At 59.1% G+C, this 18,496-nt stretch carries 17 protein-coding genes; 14 read left to right on the top strand and 3 right to left on the bottom strand.

Features of this window, described 5'->3' with window-relative positions:
• From P7F28_RS00005 to P7F28_RS33680, 11 genes are all read left to right on the top strand, one after another.
• Positions 1-1,852, top strand: a 1,852-nt coding sequence (locus P7F28_RS00005; RefSeq protein ID WP_277182221.1) for an amidohydrolase, incomplete at its 5' end; no start/stop codon positions are given.
• 10 nt (positions 1,853-1,862) lie between these two features.
• Positions 1,863-3,332, top strand: a complete 1,470-nt coding sequence (locus P7F28_RS00010; RefSeq protein ID WP_277182222.1) for a mechanosensitive ion channel family protein — start codon at positions 1,863-1,865, stop codon at positions 3,330-3,332.
• 128 nt (positions 3,333-3,460) lie between these two features.
• Entirely contained in the window at positions 3,461-4,102 is a 642-nt protein-coding gene (locus P7F28_RS00015; protein WP_277182223.1) for an HD domain-containing protein, read from the top strand.
• A gap of 15 nt (positions 4,103-4,117) precedes the next feature.
• The gene (locus P7F28_RS00020) at positions 4,118-4,324 is read left to right on the top strand and encodes a DUF1427 family protein (RefSeq protein ID WP_277182225.1); all 207 of its coding nucleotides are present in this window, start codon (positions 4,118-4,120) and stop codon (positions 4,322-4,324) included.
• A complete protein-coding gene (locus tag P7F28_RS00025; RefSeq protein ID WP_277182226.1) occupies positions 4,321-4,983 on the top strand; it encodes a YoaK family protein in 663 nt (220 codons plus the stop codon). Before P7F28_RS00020 ends, P7F28_RS00025 begins: the two co-directional genes overlap by 4 nt.
• Before the next feature lie 30 nt (positions 4,984-5,013).
• The gene (locus P7F28_RS00030; protein WP_370467197.1) at positions 5,014-5,931 is read left to right on the top strand and encodes a glyoxalase; all 918 of its coding nucleotides are present in this window, start codon (positions 5,014-5,016) and stop codon (positions 5,929-5,931) included.
• A 34-nt stretch (positions 5,932-5,965) separates the two neighbouring features.
• On the top strand, positions 5,966-7,366 hold the full coding sequence (locus P7F28_RS00035) for an alginate export family protein (protein WP_370467198.1): 1,401 nt from the start codon (positions 5,966-5,968) through the stop codon (positions 7,364-7,366).
• Positions 7,367-7,388: 22 nt separating this feature from the next.
• Positions 7,389-9,065, top strand: coding sequence for an FAD-dependent oxidoreductase (locus tag P7F28_RS00040; RefSeq protein WP_277182229.1), 1,677 nt, complete (start codon positions 7,389-7,391; stop codon positions 9,063-9,065).
• 195 nt (positions 9,066-9,260) lie between these two features.
• A complete protein-coding gene (locus tag P7F28_RS00045) occupies positions 9,261-9,788 on the top strand; it encodes a DUF3331 domain-containing protein (RefSeq protein WP_277182230.1) in 528 nt (175 codons plus the stop codon).
• Between the two features lie 182 nt (positions 9,789-9,970).
• Positions 9,971-12,157, top strand: a complete 2,187-nt coding sequence (locus P7F28_RS00050) for a winged helix-turn-helix domain-containing protein (protein WP_306805642.1) — start codon at positions 9,971-9,973, stop codon at positions 12,155-12,157.
• Positions 12,103-12,804 carry a hypothetical protein gene (locus P7F28_RS33680; RefSeq protein ID WP_306805643.1) on the top strand — a complete coding sequence of 234 codons (702 nt, stop codon included), beginning with the start codon at positions 12,103-12,105 and terminating at the stop codon, positions 12,802-12,804. Before P7F28_RS00050 ends, P7F28_RS33680 begins: the two co-directional genes overlap by 55 nt.
• On the opposite strand, the gene P7F28_RS00055 is transcribed toward P7F28_RS33680, so the two are convergent.
• Both P7F28_RS00055 and P7F28_RS00060 read right to left on the bottom strand, forming a co-directional pair.
• Entirely contained in the window at positions 12,801-13,724 is a 924-nt protein-coding gene (locus P7F28_RS00055) for a LysR family transcriptional regulator (protein ID WP_277182231.1), read from the bottom strand. The two genes, P7F28_RS33680 and P7F28_RS00055, sit on opposite strands and share 4 nt — an antisense overlap.
• Before the next feature lie 83 nt (positions 13,725-13,807).
• Positions 13,808-15,406, bottom strand: coding sequence for an ABC transporter substrate-binding protein (locus tag P7F28_RS00060; RefSeq protein WP_277182232.1), 1,599 nt, complete (start codon positions 15,404-15,406; stop codon positions 13,808-13,810).
• A 244-nt stretch (positions 15,407-15,650) separates the two neighbouring features.
• Between P7F28_RS00060 and P7F28_RS00065 the strand changes: the two genes are divergently transcribed.
• From P7F28_RS00065 to P7F28_RS00075, 3 genes are all read left to right on the top strand, one after another.
• Positions 15,651-16,217, top strand: a complete 567-nt coding sequence (locus P7F28_RS00065; RefSeq protein WP_277182235.1) for a DUF1993 domain-containing protein — start codon at positions 15,651-15,653, stop codon at positions 16,215-16,217.
• 175 nt (positions 16,218-16,392) lie between these two features.
• Positions 16,393-16,593 (top strand): hypothetical protein, encoded by a 201-nt coding sequence (locus tag P7F28_RS00070; protein WP_277182236.1) that lies wholly within the window; start codon positions 16,393-16,395, stop codon positions 16,591-16,593.
• A gap of 39 nt (positions 16,594-16,632) precedes the next feature.
• On the top strand, positions 16,633-17,265 hold the full coding sequence (locus P7F28_RS00075) for a transcriptional regulator (RefSeq protein ID WP_277182237.1): 633 nt from the start codon (positions 16,633-16,635) through the stop codon (positions 17,263-17,265).
• Here the strand turns inward: P7F28_RS00075 and P7F28_RS00080 are convergent, their stop codons facing one another.
• Entirely contained in the window at positions 17,266-18,432 is a 1,167-nt protein-coding gene (locus P7F28_RS00080) for a DSD1 family PLP-dependent enzyme (RefSeq protein WP_277182238.1), read from the bottom strand.
• Between the last annotated feature and the right edge of the window lie 64 nt (positions 18,433-18,496).

An 18,496-nucleotide genomic window follows, 5' to 3' on the forward strand; every position in this document is an offset into this window, starting at 1 on the left:
CGATCTCAAGCCGGCCGATGCCGTGTACTTCAATGGCAAGATTGCCTTGCAGGACGACAAGCGTTCCTTTGCCGATTCCATCGCCGTATCGAATGGATGCATGCTTGCTGCGGGCAGCCGCGAAACTGTGATGCGTCACGCAAACAGCGCCACGCAATTGATCGATCTGAAGGGACGCACGGTCATTCCCGGTCTCAACGACTCCCATTTGCACATTATTCGTGGCGGTTTGAATTTCAACATGGAGTTGCGCTGGGACGGCGTTCCTTCGTTGTCCGATGCGCTCGACATGCTAAGAAAACAAGTGGCGCGCACGCCCGCGCCGCAATGGGTACGCGTAGTCGGCGGCTGGAATGAATTTCAGTTTGCGGAGCGGCGTGGGCCCACGCTCGAAGAAATCAATGCGATTGCACCGGACACTCCGGTGTTCGTCCTGCATCTTTACGACAGCGCCTTGTTGAATGCAGCCGCATTGCGCGCAGTCGGTTATACCAAGGACACGCCTAATCCGCCCGGTGGAGAAATTCAACGTGACAAGCGCGGCAATCCGACCGGCATGTTGATCGCGCGGCCCAATGCGGGTTTGCTCTATGCGACGCTTGCTAAAGGCCCTAAGCTCGCGCCGGATGAGCAGCGCAATTCCACGCGCCATTTCATGCGCGAATTGAATCGCTTGGGCGTGACGAGTGCGATCGATGCAGGCGGCGGCTATCAGTCTTATCCCGATGACTACGCGGTCATCATGGATATGGCTAAGAATAATGAATTGACGGTGCGCATCGCGTATAACCTGTTCACGCAAAACGCCAAGAAAGAACTCGACGACTTTGCCAAGTGGATCAAGCTGACAAAGCCCGGCGAAGGCGATGATTTCCTGCGCGTGAACGGCGCAGGTGAAATGCTGGTGTTCTCCGCAGCCGACTTCGAAGACTTTCTCGAGCCGCGCCCCGACTTGCCCGACACGCTTGAAAACGAACTCGAAGCGGTCGTCAGATTGCTCGCGGCTAATCGCTGGCCGTTCCGTTTGCATGCGACGTATAACGAGTCGATCGAGCGCTTTCTGAATGTCTTCGAGCGCGTGAATGCAGAGATTCCGTTCGATGGCTTACGCTGGTTCTTCGATCACTGCGAGACCATCACGCAGAAGAATATCGAACGTGTGCACGCACTGGGCGGCGGCATTGCAATTCAGCATCGCATGGCGTATCAGGGCGAATATTTCATTCATCGTTATGGCGAAGATGCGGTGAAGCGCACGCCGCCCATGCGCCATATGCTCGATGCGGGATTGCCCGTGGGCGCAGGCACGGACGCCACGCGTGTGGCGAGCTTCAATCCATTTGTTTCGCTCTACTGGATGGTTTCGGGCAAGACCGTGGGCGGAACGGCTATGTATGACGAAGCGGATCGGCTGGACCGAATGGAAGCGCTGCGGCGCTATACGGTTGGCAGCGCGTGGTTCTCGAACGAAGACGATCGCAAGGGCGCGTTGGTGCCGGGACAGTTCGCGGATTTTGCCGTGCTGTCGGAAGACTATTTCACGATCGACGAGGCGCGCATCAAGTTTCTCGACTCCGTGATGACGGTGGTGGGCGGCAAGATCGTTTATGCGGACGAGGAATTCAAAGCACTCGGGCCGCCCGATTTGCCGGTGAGTCCGTCGTGGTCGCCGGTGGCGGAATTCGGTGGCTATAGCCGCTATAAACCGGCTGCTGTGGCGTGCGCGGATGGCTGCGTGAACCTTTGCGGCGTGCATCAACACGCGCATGCTCTGGCGTGGCGCAAGAACGTTCCTGTGAGCGATGCCAATGGCTTTTGGGGCGCGCTCGGCTGTAGTTGCTTCGCGTTCTGAGCCTCGCGCGATGCCAACTCTCACCGATGGCGTGCTGCTTGGTATCGGCATTCTTTTAGTGGATTTTCTTGCGTGGCGTTTAATGAATCGCAAGAGCGAACAGACGCGCCTGGCTTTTCGTGCGCTGATGTTCGCGCTGTCCACGTATGTGCTGTTTGCATTCGGCATGAATCCGTTGCGGGCTGCGCCTCGGCTTGCCGAACCATTGCGGCATTTGCTGGCGCAAGTGCTGGAATTGGTCTGGTGGCTGCAAGGCGCGCGACTCGTGACGATCATGCTCGACCGCATCGTGTTGCCAGAGGCGTGGCACAAAGAGCGCTTATTTCAGGATGTTTTAGGCGCGCTGGTGTATCTGGCCGCTGCGGTGGCGGCGATTGCCCTCGTGCTCGAATTGCCGGTACGCGGATTGTTGACGGCATCGGGCGCGCTTGCGATTGTTCTCGGTTTGGCGATCCAGAGCACGCTCAACGATGTGTTCTCCGGCATCGTGCTCAATGCGACGCAACCGTTTCGGCTTGGCGATTGGGTCACGATCGGCGAAGTGGAAGGCAAGGTGATCGAGAGTAACTGGCGGGCGACGAGTTTGCTGAACGGGCAGGGAAATGTCGTCGTCATTCCGAATAGCGTGGCGGCGCGCACGAATATCGTCAATGCGAACGAGCCGTTGGATACGCACGGCATCAGCGTGGTGATGCCGGTCGAGCCTTCGATCAGACCGGCCATTGTGCTCGATGCCTTGAATCAGGCGGCGGTGAGTTGTATCGATGTATTGGTGCAGCCTGCGCCGCTGGTCAGCGTCAAGCGTGCGACGAACGATTCGATCAAATATGAAATCGTCTGCTATGTGAGTTCGCTTGATAAGAAAGTTGCTGCGCGTAATGCGTTGTTCGACTTAGCGCATCGGCATTTGAATTCGCATGGCGTGGTCTTAAGGCCGTTATCGGTGCCGCAAATCGGCGCGCAATCAGTCGATGAAGCGCAGCGCTTGTTACGAAGCGTAGCGATATTTCGCACGCTAAGCGACGCGGATATAACCGCGCTAACGGGCCAGCTCGCGCATCAGACCTATGAGCCTGGCGAGATCATTTACGCCGCGAGCAGCGTCGAATCGCGCGCGCTTTACATCATTGCGCATGGCGTGGCGAATGTGACCGTGCCTAAAGATGCAGGCGAAATCGAAGTGCGACGCCTAGCGCCCGGCGATTCTGTCGGACAGTCAGGCATTCTCGCGGGCGTGCAAAGCAATGTGACCGTCAAAGCCATCACGCGAACCAGCGTTTATAGGCTGGATAAAGATGCTTTGACGCCCTTGCTTGCCAAGCGTCCCGAAGTGATGAAGGAAATGTGCCGGCTGCTGTCGGAGCATCGCGCGAGCGATCAGAACTTATTGGCCACGCCGTCGAATGGATCGAATGATTCAAACAGTTTTCTTGACTGGTTGCGAGAAGGCGTAAGGCGCTTTCACGAACTCACGTTTTAAGACTTTTTAAGCTTCGCCCAAGGCCATTAAAGGGCGAAATCGATACGCTGCTTCTGACGGTATCGACCACGCGATACGGCATCGCGTGTCCATCGTCACGGGCAACTGGACTGCGAGAGGACGTGAACATGAGCACAAGCATTGCGGGCGTGCGGATACCCGACAGCGCAATGGCTCAAGAAGCGACGCATCTTATGCGCGGCGCGCAATCGGATTTGCTCTTGCATCACGCGTTGAGAGCGTTTTTGTTCGCCGCGCTGTTGGGCGAAGCGGTGCGTCTGAAATGTGATCTCGAACTCTTGCTGATTGCTGCGCTATTTCATAACGCTGGCCTTAAAACGAAGTATCAACGTTCGTCCTTACGCTTCGAAGTCGATGGCGCGAACGAAGCGCGCGCATTTCTGCAAAGCCATGCGATCGATGCGCGCGATATCGAACTGGTATGGACCGCAATTGCTTTGCATACGACGCCAGGCATTCCAGAACATATGCCGCCGCTGGTTGCCTTGATTCACGCCGGCGTGCAGATGGATTTGCGCGGCGCGCGTTTTCATGCGTTCACAAAGACTCAGCGCGACGAAGTCGTGGCGGCTTATCCGCGTGAAAAGGGCTTTAAGAAAAAGATCATCGAAGCGTATGCGCGCGGCATGCTGGAACGCCCCGATACGACATTCGGCACCGTGAATGCAGATGTATTGGATCGCGCGGACCCGAATTACAAGCGCCTGAACTTTTGCGGGCTGGTGTTGGGATCGGAATGGGCGAATTAAAGGAAGGGTAAAGACATGGGTTACGTGATTTCTTTAGGCGTGGGCTTTGGCGTCGGGCTGCTTTATTGGCTGTTGAAAGTGCAATCGCCCGCGCCGCCGCTGATTGCGCTTGCGGGATTGCTTGGCATGGTGCTAGGCGAGCATGCAATTCCCGTAGTAAAGGCGCAATTCTTTGTGCAGGAGCAAGTGGTCGATCAACCCGCTGCGCCGAAAAAGCCGTGAAGAAGCACGAAGAAGCCATTCTTGCCTTCGTCGCCGGTTATGTCGACACGCTAGGCTTCGTCGCCTTGTTCGGTTTGTTCACCGCACATGTGACGGGCAATTTCGTGTTGATCGGCGCGGAGATCGCGGGCGTGGGGCAGGGCGTGTTGCTGAAATTGCTGGCGTTTCCCGCGTTTATCGTGGGCGTTGCATCGGCGAGTGTGCTGACGAAAGTGCTTGAAAAAAGAGGCGTAACCGACTCGGCCAATGCGCTGCATGTCTGGCAAGCGTTCCTGCTCCTGATGTTTCTCGCCGCTTGCTGGTTTGCGCGTCCTATCGTCGATGCCTCCGCGCCAATGGTGCTGCTAAGCGGCGTGCTCGGCGCCACCGCGATGGGCGTGCAGAACGCGCGCGCAAAGGTGCTGCGTGCATCGGGCCTGCCGAATACGGTGATGACGGGCAACGTCACACAGGTGGTGCTCGATATCGTCGAGTTGACGCATCACGGTGCGCAGGAAGGGCAAGGGCCGCAAGTGCTTGCGCGTCTTCGCACCACGCTTGTTGCCATGAGCAGCTTTGCCATTGGCGCAATTCTGGGTGCGCTGGCGTTCGTGCATGTTTCGTTCATCGGTCTTGCTTTGCCTATTGCGCTCTTGCTTGCGCTTACCTTCGTTTCCTGATCGTTTATATCGAAGAGTCACAACATGAATATGCTTGCAAGTATTACCGCTTTAGCTACGGCGGCTTTTCTTAGCGTTGCACCGCTTACAGCCTCGGCCGATGGACCGCGCGACGAAGGCATTTCTACCGCGCCGCTCAAAGCCAATGTATCCGTAGGACCCCAATACGACACGACGCACGTGTATGTAGCGTCGGCGGATGTGGATCGCTTTGTCGAAAGCTTTGTCGCAACGTTTGGCGGAAAGGCCTCGCAAAAGGCCGTATTTACGGTGACGCCCACGCCGAGCAAGACGGCATCGCAATACGTGCAGACGCCCGTTGGCATGCTCTCTGTGTTCGGTTTCGAAACGCCGGTTCCCTATCCCTTCGGCAACGAGCGCACGGGCTATCTCGTCACCAATATCGACGATGCCGTCAAAGCCGCGCGCGCCGCGGGTGCGGACGTGATCGTCGAACCATTCGATGACCCCATTGGCAAGGACGCGATCATTCAATGGCCCGGCGGCCTGACGATGCAGCTTTACTGGCATACGAAAGCGCCGAACTATGCGCCGCTTCAAAGCGTGCCTGACAATCGCGTGTATGTGTCGCGTGTCGAAGCCAATAATTTCGTCAAGCGCTGGCTGCGTTTTTCGCACGGCAAGATCGTCTCCGATACAGCGCATGCCGATGCCGGAATAATTGGTCGTCCGAATGAAACGATACGTGTGATTCGGATCGAATCGAATTTCGGCGGCATGCTCGTATTCGTCACTGATGGCAAGCTGCCATTCCCCTTCGGCCGCGAAACCACCGGCTATGCGGTGCAGGATGTCGCCGCGACGCTCGAACGCGCGCAGGCGGCAGGCGCAAAGGTGCTGTATCCGCCGTATGCGACAACAACGGGCAAGACCGCGATCGTCGAATTCCCCGGCGGTTATATCGCTGAAGTGCACGATGGCCGCTAAGCACGCGGGCGTGGCGCTCATGGCCGGACTCGTGATGGCCATGCGCGCTTACGCCGACGATACCGCCTTAAGCAGCAAAGACGGAAGCACGACACCGGGCGTCGCGCCGCCCGCCACGAACTGCGCGCGGCCGGTGATCAAGTTCAACCGCTGGCAGGAAGACTGGTCGGTGCTCGCGAATCCTTGCGTGCCAAAACGTCCACTCGATTCGCTCAAATACATTCCGTTATTCGGTCAGCCGGATACGTATGTGTCGCTTGGCATGGTATTGCGCGAGCGGCTCGAAATGAACGATGCGCCCTTGTTCGGCTTAGGCTCGGGCCGCGACGACACCTATTTTCTGCAACGCCTCGAAGTGCATGCCGATGTGCATTTGGGGCCTTATTTTCAGGTATTTACGCAACTGGAAGACGCGCGTCCGTTCGGCAAGGACAATGTCACGCCAGTTGATAAGAACCCGCTCGATCTGCGGCAGGCCTTTGTGGCGTTCACGCATCCTTTAGCGGGCGGCATAGTGAAGTTTCGCGTGGGCCGCCAGGAAATGGCCTTCGACTTGCAGCGCTTTATTTCCGTGCGCGACGGACCCAACGTGCGTCAGGCTTTCGATGGGATCTGGGGCGATTATGAAATCGGTCCGTGGCGCTGGATTGCATATGCGACGCAACCGGTGCAATACCGATTCAATTCCGATTTCGACGATGTTTCCAATCGCGACCTCACATTCAGCGGCATTCGTGCCGAGCGGCAGAACGTGGGGCCGGGCGATCTGTCTGCCTATTTCTCGCGTTACAACCGCAAAAACGCCCGTTTTCTCGATGCCACCGGCGACGAGCATCGCGATGTCTTCGACGTACGTTATGCGGGCAACGTCAGTCATATCGATTGGGATATCGAAGGAATGTATCAGTCGGGCCACGTTGGCAGCAAGACGATCAGCGCGTGGGCAATCGGCTCGCTGGCGGGTTATACGTTCGCGTCTGCGCCTTGGACACCGCGCATCGGCTTGCAGGTCGATGCGGCGTCGGGTGACCGGCATCCGAACGATGGCACGCTCGGCACCTTCAATCCTTTATTCCCTAACGGCTATTACTTTTCGCTGGCGGGTTATACGGGTTATACGAACTTGGTGCATATCAAGCCTTCTCTGGTGCTAACGCCCAATAACAAGCTTTCCTTGCTGGCGGGCGTCGGTCTGCAATGGCGTGAAACCACGGCCGATGCGGTCTATGGACAAGGGTCCGCCGTAGTGCCGGGAACCGCAGGCCACGGTTCTCGATGGACCGGCTTTTATACGCAAGTGCGCGCCGACTACACCGTCAACGCAAATCTCGTTGCGGCGCTCGAAGCGGTGCATTTTCAAGTGGGTTCATCACTGCGCGATCTGGGCGCGCGCAATGCCGACTATGTCGGCGCGGAACTCAAATTCGGCTGGTAACGCGATCTCTACTATCGAAGCCATGATTACACCGTTTATCGCTGGCGTTGCGCCTTCGGAACTCGAAGTGCCGTTTTCATCGCTTGAGTATCGGCAGCACCAGATGTTTCCGCGCTTGTCGAATGCAGAGATAGAAAGCATCAGACGATTCGCGCAGCCCATGTCGTTCAGACAAGGCGACTATATTTTCGAAACCGGCAAGGTCGCTTTGGGTTTGTTCGTATTACTGAGTGGGCGCGTACGAATCGAAACACGCGATCGCTTCGGGGGCGCAACGCTTATCACCGAACATGACGATGGGCATTTCATGGCGGAGATGGCGCAGCTTTCCGGCAAACCTGCGTTGATCTTCGGCATTGCTTTAACCGATATCGAAACACTTGTGATCGAGCCGGAAAAATTGCGCGCGTTGATCGTCGCGGATGCGCAACTCGGCGAGCACATTATGCGTGCCTTGATCCTGCGAAGGCTCGGTCTTATCGAGCAAGGATTGGGACCGATCATTGTCGGCAATGGCGATGATTCGAACCTTATCCGTTTGCAATGCTTCCTGAGGCGCAACGCGCACCCCGCCACCGTGATCGATGCGCGCAGCGATTCCGAAGCCGTGACGCTGCTCGAAGGCATCACCACCGGTCCCGAAGATTTCCCGCTCGTGTTCTGTCCCAACGGCTACGTGTTGCGTGCCCCGGACGAAGCGCAACTGGCGTCGTGTCTGGGCCTCGTGCCCGCATTCGAAGAATCGCATATCTACGATGTGGCGATCGTCGGCGCGGGGCCTGCGGGTCTTGCTGCATCGGTTTATGCCGCGACGGAAGGGCTTTCCGTTGCGGTATTCGATCAACGCGCGCCGGGTGGGCAGGCGGGCGCGAGTGCGCGAATCGAAAATTATTTAGGATATCCAACCGGTATTTCCGGGCAGGCGCTTGCCGCACGCGCGTTCCAGCAAGCCTTGAAATTTGGCGCGCATCTTGCCATTCCCGGCAAGATTCAATGCGTCGAGCGTACGAACGACATCTTCACGCTGACACTGACCGATGGCCAGCGCGTCAGCGCGCGCACGGTGGTGGCTGCAAGTGGCGCATCGTATCGCCGGCCGGATGTGGCGGGCTTCGAGCGTTTCGAAGGGCGCGGCACGTATTACTGGGCATCGGCCATTGAAGCGCGATTAGTGAAAGGGCAAGACATCGTGTTGATTGGCGGCGGCAATTCGGCAGGACAGGCCATCGTCTTTCTCGCCAATTTCGCCAAAAGCATTCGCGTGTTGATTCGCGGACACGATCTGAGCGCGAGCATGTCCCGCTATTTGATCGAACGCATCGGCTCTTTGCCGAACGTGACGTTATGCACGCGTTGCGTACTCTCATCACTCGATGGAGACGCAGTAGGTTTGACTCAAGTAACCGTGCTTAAAGAAAGCGAAGAGGAAACCATCGCGACGCGGCATCTGTTTTTATTTATCGGCGCAGACCCGGAGACCGATCGGTTGGGCGCGGGAGACGTTGCGCTGGACGATCGCGGCTTCGTCAAAACTGGCTATGAACGCGGCGAGCGTTTCGCGCTGGAAACGAATGTGCGCGGATTCTTTGCGATTGGCGATGTGCGCTCGGAGTCGGCTAAACGTGTGGCGTCTGCCGTCGGCGATGGCGCGGCCGTCGTCAGTCAGATTCACGCTTATCTCAGCCTCAATAAAGACTAAAAAGACTAAAGCGCGCTAAAGCATCAGACGATTTCTGTTTAAGGATATTTAAGAATGTTTAGCGAGTCAGGTATTTTTTCTAACGCTAAGCTATCGGGACACGACCGGAAGAGTTCAACGTCAAGCCGGGCATGCCGCGTGCTATAACCGCTCGGCATTCTCAAATGGACTATCCAGTGAAAAGCGAGCTTGACCATGACCGGGAGAAGCACGATGCGCAGTGACCTGTGTTTGACATATCCGCGTGATAGCGCACCGCGCCTGGCGTGTGCCGAACTCGCGACAAGCAATACGCCCGGTGCGGTCTGGGATCACGTCATTCGCGCGTTGCGCACGCGTCCGGAGGCGTATCGGGCAATCGGGGAGCGCCGCACGCCGCGTTCGACGGAGCGCGCGCCACGCGGCAGCGAAGCGCAGACGGGCTTCAGCAACGCGCAGATCGAAGTACTGGAACGTTTGTCGGCGCGCACCATCACTATTCTCTGGCAAGACGCCACGCGTTGCCGTTACGTGGATCAGGTGTGGACGCGCTGCCGTGCGCGCGTAATCGGACGCTGCTCGATTACGGGCGCGGCGATCGGCCGAAACGATATCGTATTCAAGCCGCGTTCGCGCGGTGAGTTTCCCGGCAATGCGCGCGCGATGATTCTCGCCTCGGCCATTAGCGGCTTGCTAGAAATGGACGATGAAAGCGAACTTGAGGAAGACGGCGTGACTTGCTAAACGCTTAGCCGAATTTCTTAGCGAATAAATCGAACGCATCGAAAGGATCGAACAATCCGTTCGCATTTTTCCAAGCATCGCAAGCGGCCGTTGCTCTAGACTTTGGGAAGGCCATCAGGCGGCTCGACGCACGGCGTCCCGTTGGCTTTTCGAACCTTTCCCGTCATTGAGTGAGCCGCCCCATGATTCGCATTGGACCGTTACAGGTGGATCTTGCTTGTCGAGCTGTTTGGCTCGATGGCGAGACCGTTCGCCTGGGCAGCCGTGCATTCGATATTCTCGCCGTGCTCGCCGCAGCCGATGGCGCGCTCGTCTCCAAGAACGAGTTGATGCGTCTGGTCTGGCCGGACGTGATCGTCGAAGAAAATAATCTCCAAGTGCATATGTCTGCGTTGCGCAAGGCGCTGGGCGAAAATCGCGGTCTCGTGCAGACGGTGTCCGGGCGCGGTTATCGGCTGGCGCGCGCGCAGACGTTCACGCATGACGCGCTTAAGCCCGCACTCGCGTCTCAAGCCTCGAGCGATATCGTGCATAACCTGCCGTGCAATGGCTCGACGCTGATCGGGCGTGAGTCGGCCATTGGCGATATCGCGCAGGCGTTGGAGCTGTCGCGTCATGTCACGCTGGTGGGCGCGGGCGGTATCGGCAAGACGCGTCTGGCGGTAGAAGCGGCGCGCGCGATGCTGCCTGATTTCCCCGATGGCGTGTATCTCGTGCCGCTCGCATCCGCCGCCGATGCGTCCAGCGTGCTTGCTGCACTGACCAGCGTGCTGGGCGTAAGGCCATCGACCGGCACGTTGACGGCCGCGCGCATCGCGAGGGAATTGGGCGAGCGTCGCATGCTCGTGGTGCTCGACAACTGCGAGCATGTGATCGGTCCCGCTGCCGAACTGGCCGAAGCGCTCGCGAGCGCAAGTGGCAACATGCGCGTGCTGGCGACCAGCCGCGAACCGCTGCGCGTGATGAACGAACGCGTGTACTGGGTTGCATCGCTCGATGTGCCCGAAGAAAGCGTCGCGCACGAAGCCGTGTTGCTCAGCAGTGCTGTGCAACTCTTTCTCACACGCGCCCGCTCGTTCGACGCGCGGTTCTCATCGGAAGACAGAAGCCTGCACCTGACCGGCACCGTATGCCGCAGGCTTGACGGCATTCCGCTTGCGATCGAACTCGCCGCGGCGCGTGCGGCGGTGCTCGGCATCGAGACGCTCGCTGCGCATCTCGACGATCGTTTCGCTCTGCTTACTGGTGGCAATCGCACCGCTTTGCCGCGTCACCAAACACTCAAGGCAACGCTCGACTGGAGTCACGCTCTGCTCGACGATGCCGAACGCACCACGCTGCGGCGGCTCGGCGTGTTCGCCAATGGCTTCACGATGGAAGCGGCGATTGCGATCGTGCAGGACAACAGTTTGCGCGAGTTCGATGTGATCGCCGCGCTTTCGGGACTGGTCGAGAAGTCGCTCGTGGTGACGCAGGTGACGAGCGGCGCGGCGAGTTATCGGCTGCTCGAAACCACGCGTGCCTATGCGCTGCAAAAGCTCGATGACAACGGCGAGCGCCGCACGATCACGCTCGCGCATGCGCGTTATTTTGCCAGCCTGCTCGATTTCGTCGATGACGACGCGCGTCCTTCCGAAGCATCGTGGCAACGTGATCGCCGCGATGTGCTCGATGATGTGCGCGCGGCGTTCGTGTGGACGCTTTCATCGAATGGCGATGTGCGTATCGGCGAAATGCTGGCGGTGAAATTTCTCACGCTGTTGTTCGAGTTGTCCCTGGTCGATGAGTGCTGCATGTGCGCGCGCCGCTGGCTCGCTCGTTCGGATGGACGCAATGAGCAGGTGCGGATGCGCGTGCAGGCGGCGCTGGCGGCATCGCTCGTTTATGTGCATGGGCCGGACAAGGAAACGCGTGCGTTGTGGTCTGCGGTGCTTGCATCGGCGATTGCTATTGGCGACCGTTCGTTCGAAGCGCGAGCCTTGTGGGGTATGTGGAACGCGTGTCAGAGTGCGGGCGAAGTGAAGAGCGCATTGTCGTTCGCGCGGCGCTTTGCTGCGCTCGCTCCCGAAAATAGCGATGAAGACGCGACGGACGTGTTGCTCGGGCATCGAATAACGGGCATTGCGTGGACGTATGCGGGTGAGCAGGATAAGGCGCGTGGATCGCTCGAACGCTTTATGCCGCACGCGCGCGGCATGCGGCAGCGTTTGCCGCTGGGACGTTCGATCGATCAGCGCGTGGTCGGCGGTGCGACGCTGGCGCGCGTGTTATGGCTGCAAGGTGAACGCGAGCGAGGGCTGGCGCTGGCCGAAGCGTGCGCAGCGGAAGCGATCGAACGGCAGCAGGCTATCGTGACGTGTATGTGCTGATCGAAGCCTGGGTGCCGCTGGCTTTGTTGTCCGCATCCGTCGATCGAGCCGCGCGCGCTATCAATGCACTCGCAGATGTCGCCGCGCGTGCGGGCCTGAATGTCGCGCAAGCCTGCGCACGTGCCTTCAGCGAATATCTGCATTCATTCGATGATACGGATACCGAACGTTTGCACGCGTATCGCGCGGCGCTGAACGATCTCGAATCGCTCGGCTTCGAAGCGCCCCGCGCGATGCTCGTCGCGCGCTATGCGTGCTCGCTTGGGCGCGCGGGCCGGCGTGACGATGCGCTGGCCGAAGCAGAACGCGCACTCGATCGATGCGCGGCGACCGGTGATCGATGGTTCGAAAGTGAGCTTGTGCGCATACGCGGTGAGTTGCTATCGGACACGCAAGCAGACGAGGCGCAGGCATGTTTCGCTATGGCGTTGGATATCGCATCGAAACAGGGTTGCCGCTCGTTGCAATTGCGCGCGGCCACCAGTCTCGCGCGTTCGTGGCATCGACAAGGCAGATATGCCGATGCAGTCAGCGTGCTCTCGACGGTCTGCGAGTCCATCCACGAAGGACGCGACTGGAGCGACTATCGCGCGGCACAGACGCTTCTGTCGCGCAGCGCGGAAGAGGAACCCGCCGCGTGTGATTAATTATTCATTTCGGTATGCTGACGACAGGCATCATCGATCAGATTAGGCCAGTCGAGTTGTTCGACCCACCATGACAGCGCGCGGCCCACGTTTTCATTGCGCCACGCGAGAAAGAAGTGCGTGACGTCGCGCATACCGGCGACTTCCTTCTGCACCAGCGCGCCGCTTGCCAGATGCTCCGCCGCGAGACATTCGGGAATGGTGCCCGCCGCGATGCCCCGTAGTTGCGCGGCGAGTTTGGCTTCGAGCGTGGGCACGGTGAGCACTTCCTGATCGTCAGCCAGCGCGATGGTGCGGGGCGCGAGCTTGCGCGAAGTATCGCCGATAGCGACGGCGCGATGACGCGCGACCTGATCGAGCGTAAGCGGTCCGGACTCGCGCGCCAGCGGATGATCGGGCGCGACCACGAACACATGCCGCAGCGCACCGATTGGCCTGGCAACGAGATCGGGAATGGCAGGCGGGTCGCCCGCCGCACCGACGATCAGATCCGCGCGGCGCGTCAGCAACGCATCCCATGAACCGCCAAGCACTTCCTTCGACAGTGAAAGATGCGTGTCCAGCCGCAACGCATAAAACGCCTTCACATGCGGCCACATCATGCCGAACGGAATGATCTCGTCGATAGCGATATGCAGTTCTTTTTCCCAGCCATGCTGCACGCGTTTCGCCTTGCATTCGAGATCGGCGGCGGCTTGCAAGAGACGTCTGCCATCTTCGACAACCACACGTCCCGCTTGCGTGAGTGTTGCGCGCCGCCCGGTTCGATCGAACAGCTTGACGCCGAGATCCATCTCCAGTTTCTGCACGAGATAAGACAGCGATGAAGGTACTTTGTGCAGCGCTTCGGCGGCGCTTGCGAAGGTGCCGGTGCGATCGATCGCATCGAGTGCCTGAAGAACTTCGAAGGACAAATTCATGACGCGCGGCGGCTCCTGTGTTGAAGCCTCAGCATACTGGAATTCGCCGCGCGTGAAACGACGCTTTATCCCTGATTCACGCGTTAATCCAGCGTGATTCCGTCGAAGCGATGCCCGCCCAACGGACTGATCAGATAGCCGTGAACACGCCTGGAAATAGGCTGAAACGCGTTGGCATGCGCAAGCGGCGTATAAGGCACCTGATCCTTGAATACGACCTGTGCTTCTTCGTAGAGTTTGGTGCGTGCATTCTGATCCGTCACGAGCCGCGCCTTGGCGAGCAGATCGTCGAATTGCTTGTTGCACCACTTCGCCATATTGCTGCCGTGCACGGCGTCGCAACCGAGCGTGGTGCCGAGCCAGTTGTCGGGATCGCCGTTATCGCCTAGCCAGCCGTAAAGAATGGCGTCGTGCTCGCCGTTGGTCTTGGCGCGCTTGTTGTACTCCGCCCATTCGTAACTGACGATATTCGCCTTTACGCCGATCTTCGCCCAGTCTGCTTGAATGAGCTGCGCCATCAAACGCGCGTTCGGGTTATAGCCGCGCTGCACCGGCATGGCCCATAGCGTGATGGTGAAGCCGTTCGGAAAGCCCGCTTGTTTGAGTAGTTCGCGCGCTTTGGCCGGATCATGCGGCGCGTCTTTCAACGCCTTGTTATACGACCATTGCGATGGCGGCATCGGATTGCTTGCAACGGTCGCCGCACCTTCATACACCGACTTGATGATCGCTTGTTTGTCGATGGCCATATCCAACGCGCGGCGCACCAGCACATTGTCGAGCGGCTTGTGCGTGGTGTTGTAGCCCACGTACGCCACGTTGAAGCCGACGCCCGACAATACGGTGAGCTTAGGATTCTTCTTCGCCGATGCCGCCGGACGCGCAAACGACGTCACCTGACATTCGCCGCTCTCGAGCTTTTGCTCGCGCACGGCGGCATCGGGCGTGATCGAAAACACCAGCTTGTCGATATGCACGTCCTTGCGATTCCAGTACGTGGGGTTCGCATCGAAACGAATGGTGGCGTCTTTCTGGTAGTCGCGGAACACGAATGCACCCGTGCCGACCGGCTTCTGATTGAAGTCTTCCGGCTTGCCTTCCTTGAGCAGTTGCGCCGCATATTCCGCGGAGACGATCGAGGCGAATTCCATGGCGATATTGCGTACGAACACGACGTCCGGCGTCTTCAGCGTAAAGCGAACGGTGTAGTCATCGAGCTTGTCGATCGAGGCGATATTCTTGTCGTAGCCCAGATCGGTCAGATACGGAAAACTCACCGGATGCGCCTTCTGAAACGGCTCGTTCGGATCGATCATGCGTTTGAAGGTGAAGACCACATCGTCTGCGTTGAAGTCGCGCGTGGGCTTGAAATACGCGGTTTGCTGGAATTTCACGCCATGCCGCAGATGGAAAGTGAAAGTCTTCGCATCCGGCGACTCGTCCCACTTTTCGGCAAGGCCCGGCGTGAGGTCGAGCGTGCCGCGTTTGAATTCCACGAGCGTGTCATACACGGCGTGCGCGCCTGCATCGAAGTCGGTGCTGGTGGTGTATTGCGCGGAGTCGAAACCGGCGGGACTGCCTTCGGAGCAGAACACCAGCGTTTTAGTGGCGGCGTGCGCGGACACGCTAAGAGCTGCAAGAAGAGAAGCGGTCAGCAAGCGTGTTGCAGTGAGTGTGGTCATCGACGCTGGAACCGTAAAGAGGTTGTCTTGCCGCTTCAATAGAACACAAAGCGGGCCGTTATCAAGCTACTTTATCAAGCGATAATTTTTGCGTGAAGTGATCTTTTCTTATTTTCTTTTATCGATATAAAATTAATTTGGATACCGAAGTAAAATGGCCGATCCTCAATTTGTCTATCGAGGAAACCAATTGAGGAAACCAATCGGCGTTAAGATCGCAGCATATCAACGAAGGGAGCCTGCCGTGCAATTGACTCAACTTCTCGTCCCCACTTTCGTGCAGATGCTCGGCAGCTTTTCGGCATGGCTCGACAAAGCCGCTGCGGACGACAAGCATGCCGACGCGCTCATGTCCCTGCGTCTCGCCCCGGATATGTTCCCGCTGAATGCGCAAGTGCGTTTCGCGTGCTTTCAGGCGCTGGAGCCGATTTATCGCCTGCGCGGTATGCCGGTGCCGGACGCGGCGCTCGCGGTGCGCGGCGAGGGCGTGAAGTCGAATCAGCAACTCGGTACGTTCGATGAGGCGAAGGCGTGCATCGCGCAGACTATCGCGTGGCTGTCCGAGCTTGAGGGCGACGCGCTCGATCATGCCGCAGATAAGCCGCTCGCGCTCGATCTTCCCAATGGCGTCGTGTTCGATCTGACCGGTGAAACGTATGCGCGCGACTGGGTTTTGCCGCAGTTCTATTTTCATATCACCACGGGTTACGCCATTCTTCGCCATTACGGTGTCGCGCTTGGCAAGCCGGATTACGCCGCGCATATGGGTCCGTTTATCCGGCCGGGCACGCTGCCCAAAGCTGTCGGATAAGCGCCGACAGCAGCGGGGCGATGGTTGGCGCGCAGACGTCAGTCCGCATCATGCCGCTTTCGGTTCAAGCGCAGATTGCGCTTTGAATTCAACCGCTTAGCCACACACACTTCACGATTGGCACAGGCCATGCACTTGCCATGCGCGAGCGCACTTGCTCGTGATGGAGTCGATCGTGAAGACGAAACTGTTGGCTGTTTGCGTGACAGCGTGGGCGCTGTCCGGTTCTGCTTATGCGCAGTGTTACGGTCCGGCGCATGTGAAGCATCGCGCGGCGCGCGCCACGCATGCGCACAAGCCGGAGACGCGTGAGGTGAAGCAATCCGATGCGCGCCCGCCGTTCCAAAGTATCGATGCGCAATACCGAGGCGGATAGCCTTGTACACTACGGACAAATCCAGACGAATTGTCCAGAATGAAGAAAACCGCATTGGAACGCGAGCAGGAATCCATCGTCGAGCAGATCAAGCAATTGGCCGATGGTCTCGGGCAGACCTTCGCGCCGTTCTGCGAAGTCGTGGTGCACGACTTGCGCGATCCCGAGCACGCGATCCTCGCCATTCACAACAACCTGTCGGGCCGCGCGACGGGGGAACCTGCGACGGAACTCGGTCTCGCGCGTATCGAAGACGAGGCGTATCCGCAGGTGATCGGCAATTACCTGAACCGGCTGGCGGATGGGCGCTGCATGAAAAGCACGTCGGTCGGGATCAAGGATTCGTCGGGGCGGTATATCGCGGCGCTGTGCATGAATGTCGATCTGAGTCTGTTTCGCGGCATGCGCAATATGCTGGACGACTTCTGCGCGACCTCAGACGAACCCGTGCGCGAATCGATCGATCCGGCCAGCGCGGATGCGATTCGCGAGCGCATCGACCGGTTTGCGAGTTCGCTGTCCACCACGCCGCAAGCGCTCAAAACGGAGCAGCGCCGCACGCTGATGCAGGAACTCAGGCAGGCCGGTTTTCTCGACGTGCGCAAGTCGATGGAGATCGTCGCGACGCATCTCGGCGTGTCGCGCGCGACGGTCTATAACGACGTGAAGTGATCACCAGCCGTAGAAACGCGGCCATTCGATGACCTCGCCGTTCGCACTCAGCGCGTGATAAACGGGATGCTGCGCGCCGGTCGCACAGGCGTGATTCGGCACGATGCGCAACCGCGTGCCAATGGGAAAACGCGCCGCGATATCCTCATCGGCACCATCCACGCCATCCACGCCATCCACGCCATCCACGCCATCCACGCACGAGACAATTCCGTGCTCCTGATTCGCCGCGCGCATCACATAACCCGGCACGGGCACGCCGTCTTCGCTGCACACCAGTCCATAACCGAAATCGTGCTTCTGACGCTGCGTGCCGCGATCGCGGCTCATTGCCATCCAGCCTGCATCGACAATTGCCCAGCCTTTGTTTTCCTGATGCCCGATGACTGTTGTCAGCACGCTCAGCGCAATATCCGGCACCGCGCAGACACCGACGTTGTGCATCACCAGATCGAAGAACACGTAGACGCCGGCGCGCACTTCGGTCACGCCTTCGAGATGCCGCGCGTGCAGCGCCGTCGGCGTCGATCCGATACTCACCACCGCGCACGGCAAGCCCGCCGCGCGCAGTCGTTCGGCCGCGCGCACGCAGCCCGCACGCTCCGTTTCAGCGATACGTTGCAGCGCCTCGGCCGTGTCGTACTCGTAGCTCGAACCGGCATGCGCAAGCACGCCGCCGAGCGTCATACCGCCTTCGTGCAGCGTGCGCCCGACGTCGATCAGCCGCGCGTCGTCCGGCTCGATTCCCGAGCGATGCCCGTCCACATCCACTTCGATCCACACTTCGAAGCGCTCGCCGTGCTCGCGTCCGAATCGCGCGATGGCTTCCGCGCCCGGCACGCTGTCCGTGATGATCTTCAGATCGCAGCCGCGCTGGCGCAGCGACATCGCGTGGGCGAGACGGTTCGGCGCCATCGCGACCGCATAGACGATATCGTCGATACCCGCCGCGAAGAACTGGTCCGCCTCCTTGAGCGTGGACACCGTAATGCCGCGCGCACCCGCCGCCCGTTGCGCATCGACCACGCGCTCGCATTTGGATGTCTTCACGTGCGGCCGGAACGCCACGCCCAGCGCGTCCATACGCGACTGCATGCGCTGAATGTTCCGCTGCATCGCGGTTAGGTCGATGATCGCGGCGGGGGTATCGAGCGAGGAGAGGTTCACGGCGCTGTTCTCTGCAGGTGAGGTCGGGAATGGCACACTATAAAGTCAAATTCGCGTCCGGTAT

The organism is Caballeronia sp. BR00000012568055, from assembly GCF_029439455.1.
Classification (GTDB): Bacteria; Pseudomonadota; Gammaproteobacteria; order Burkholderiales; family Burkholderiaceae; genus Caballeronia.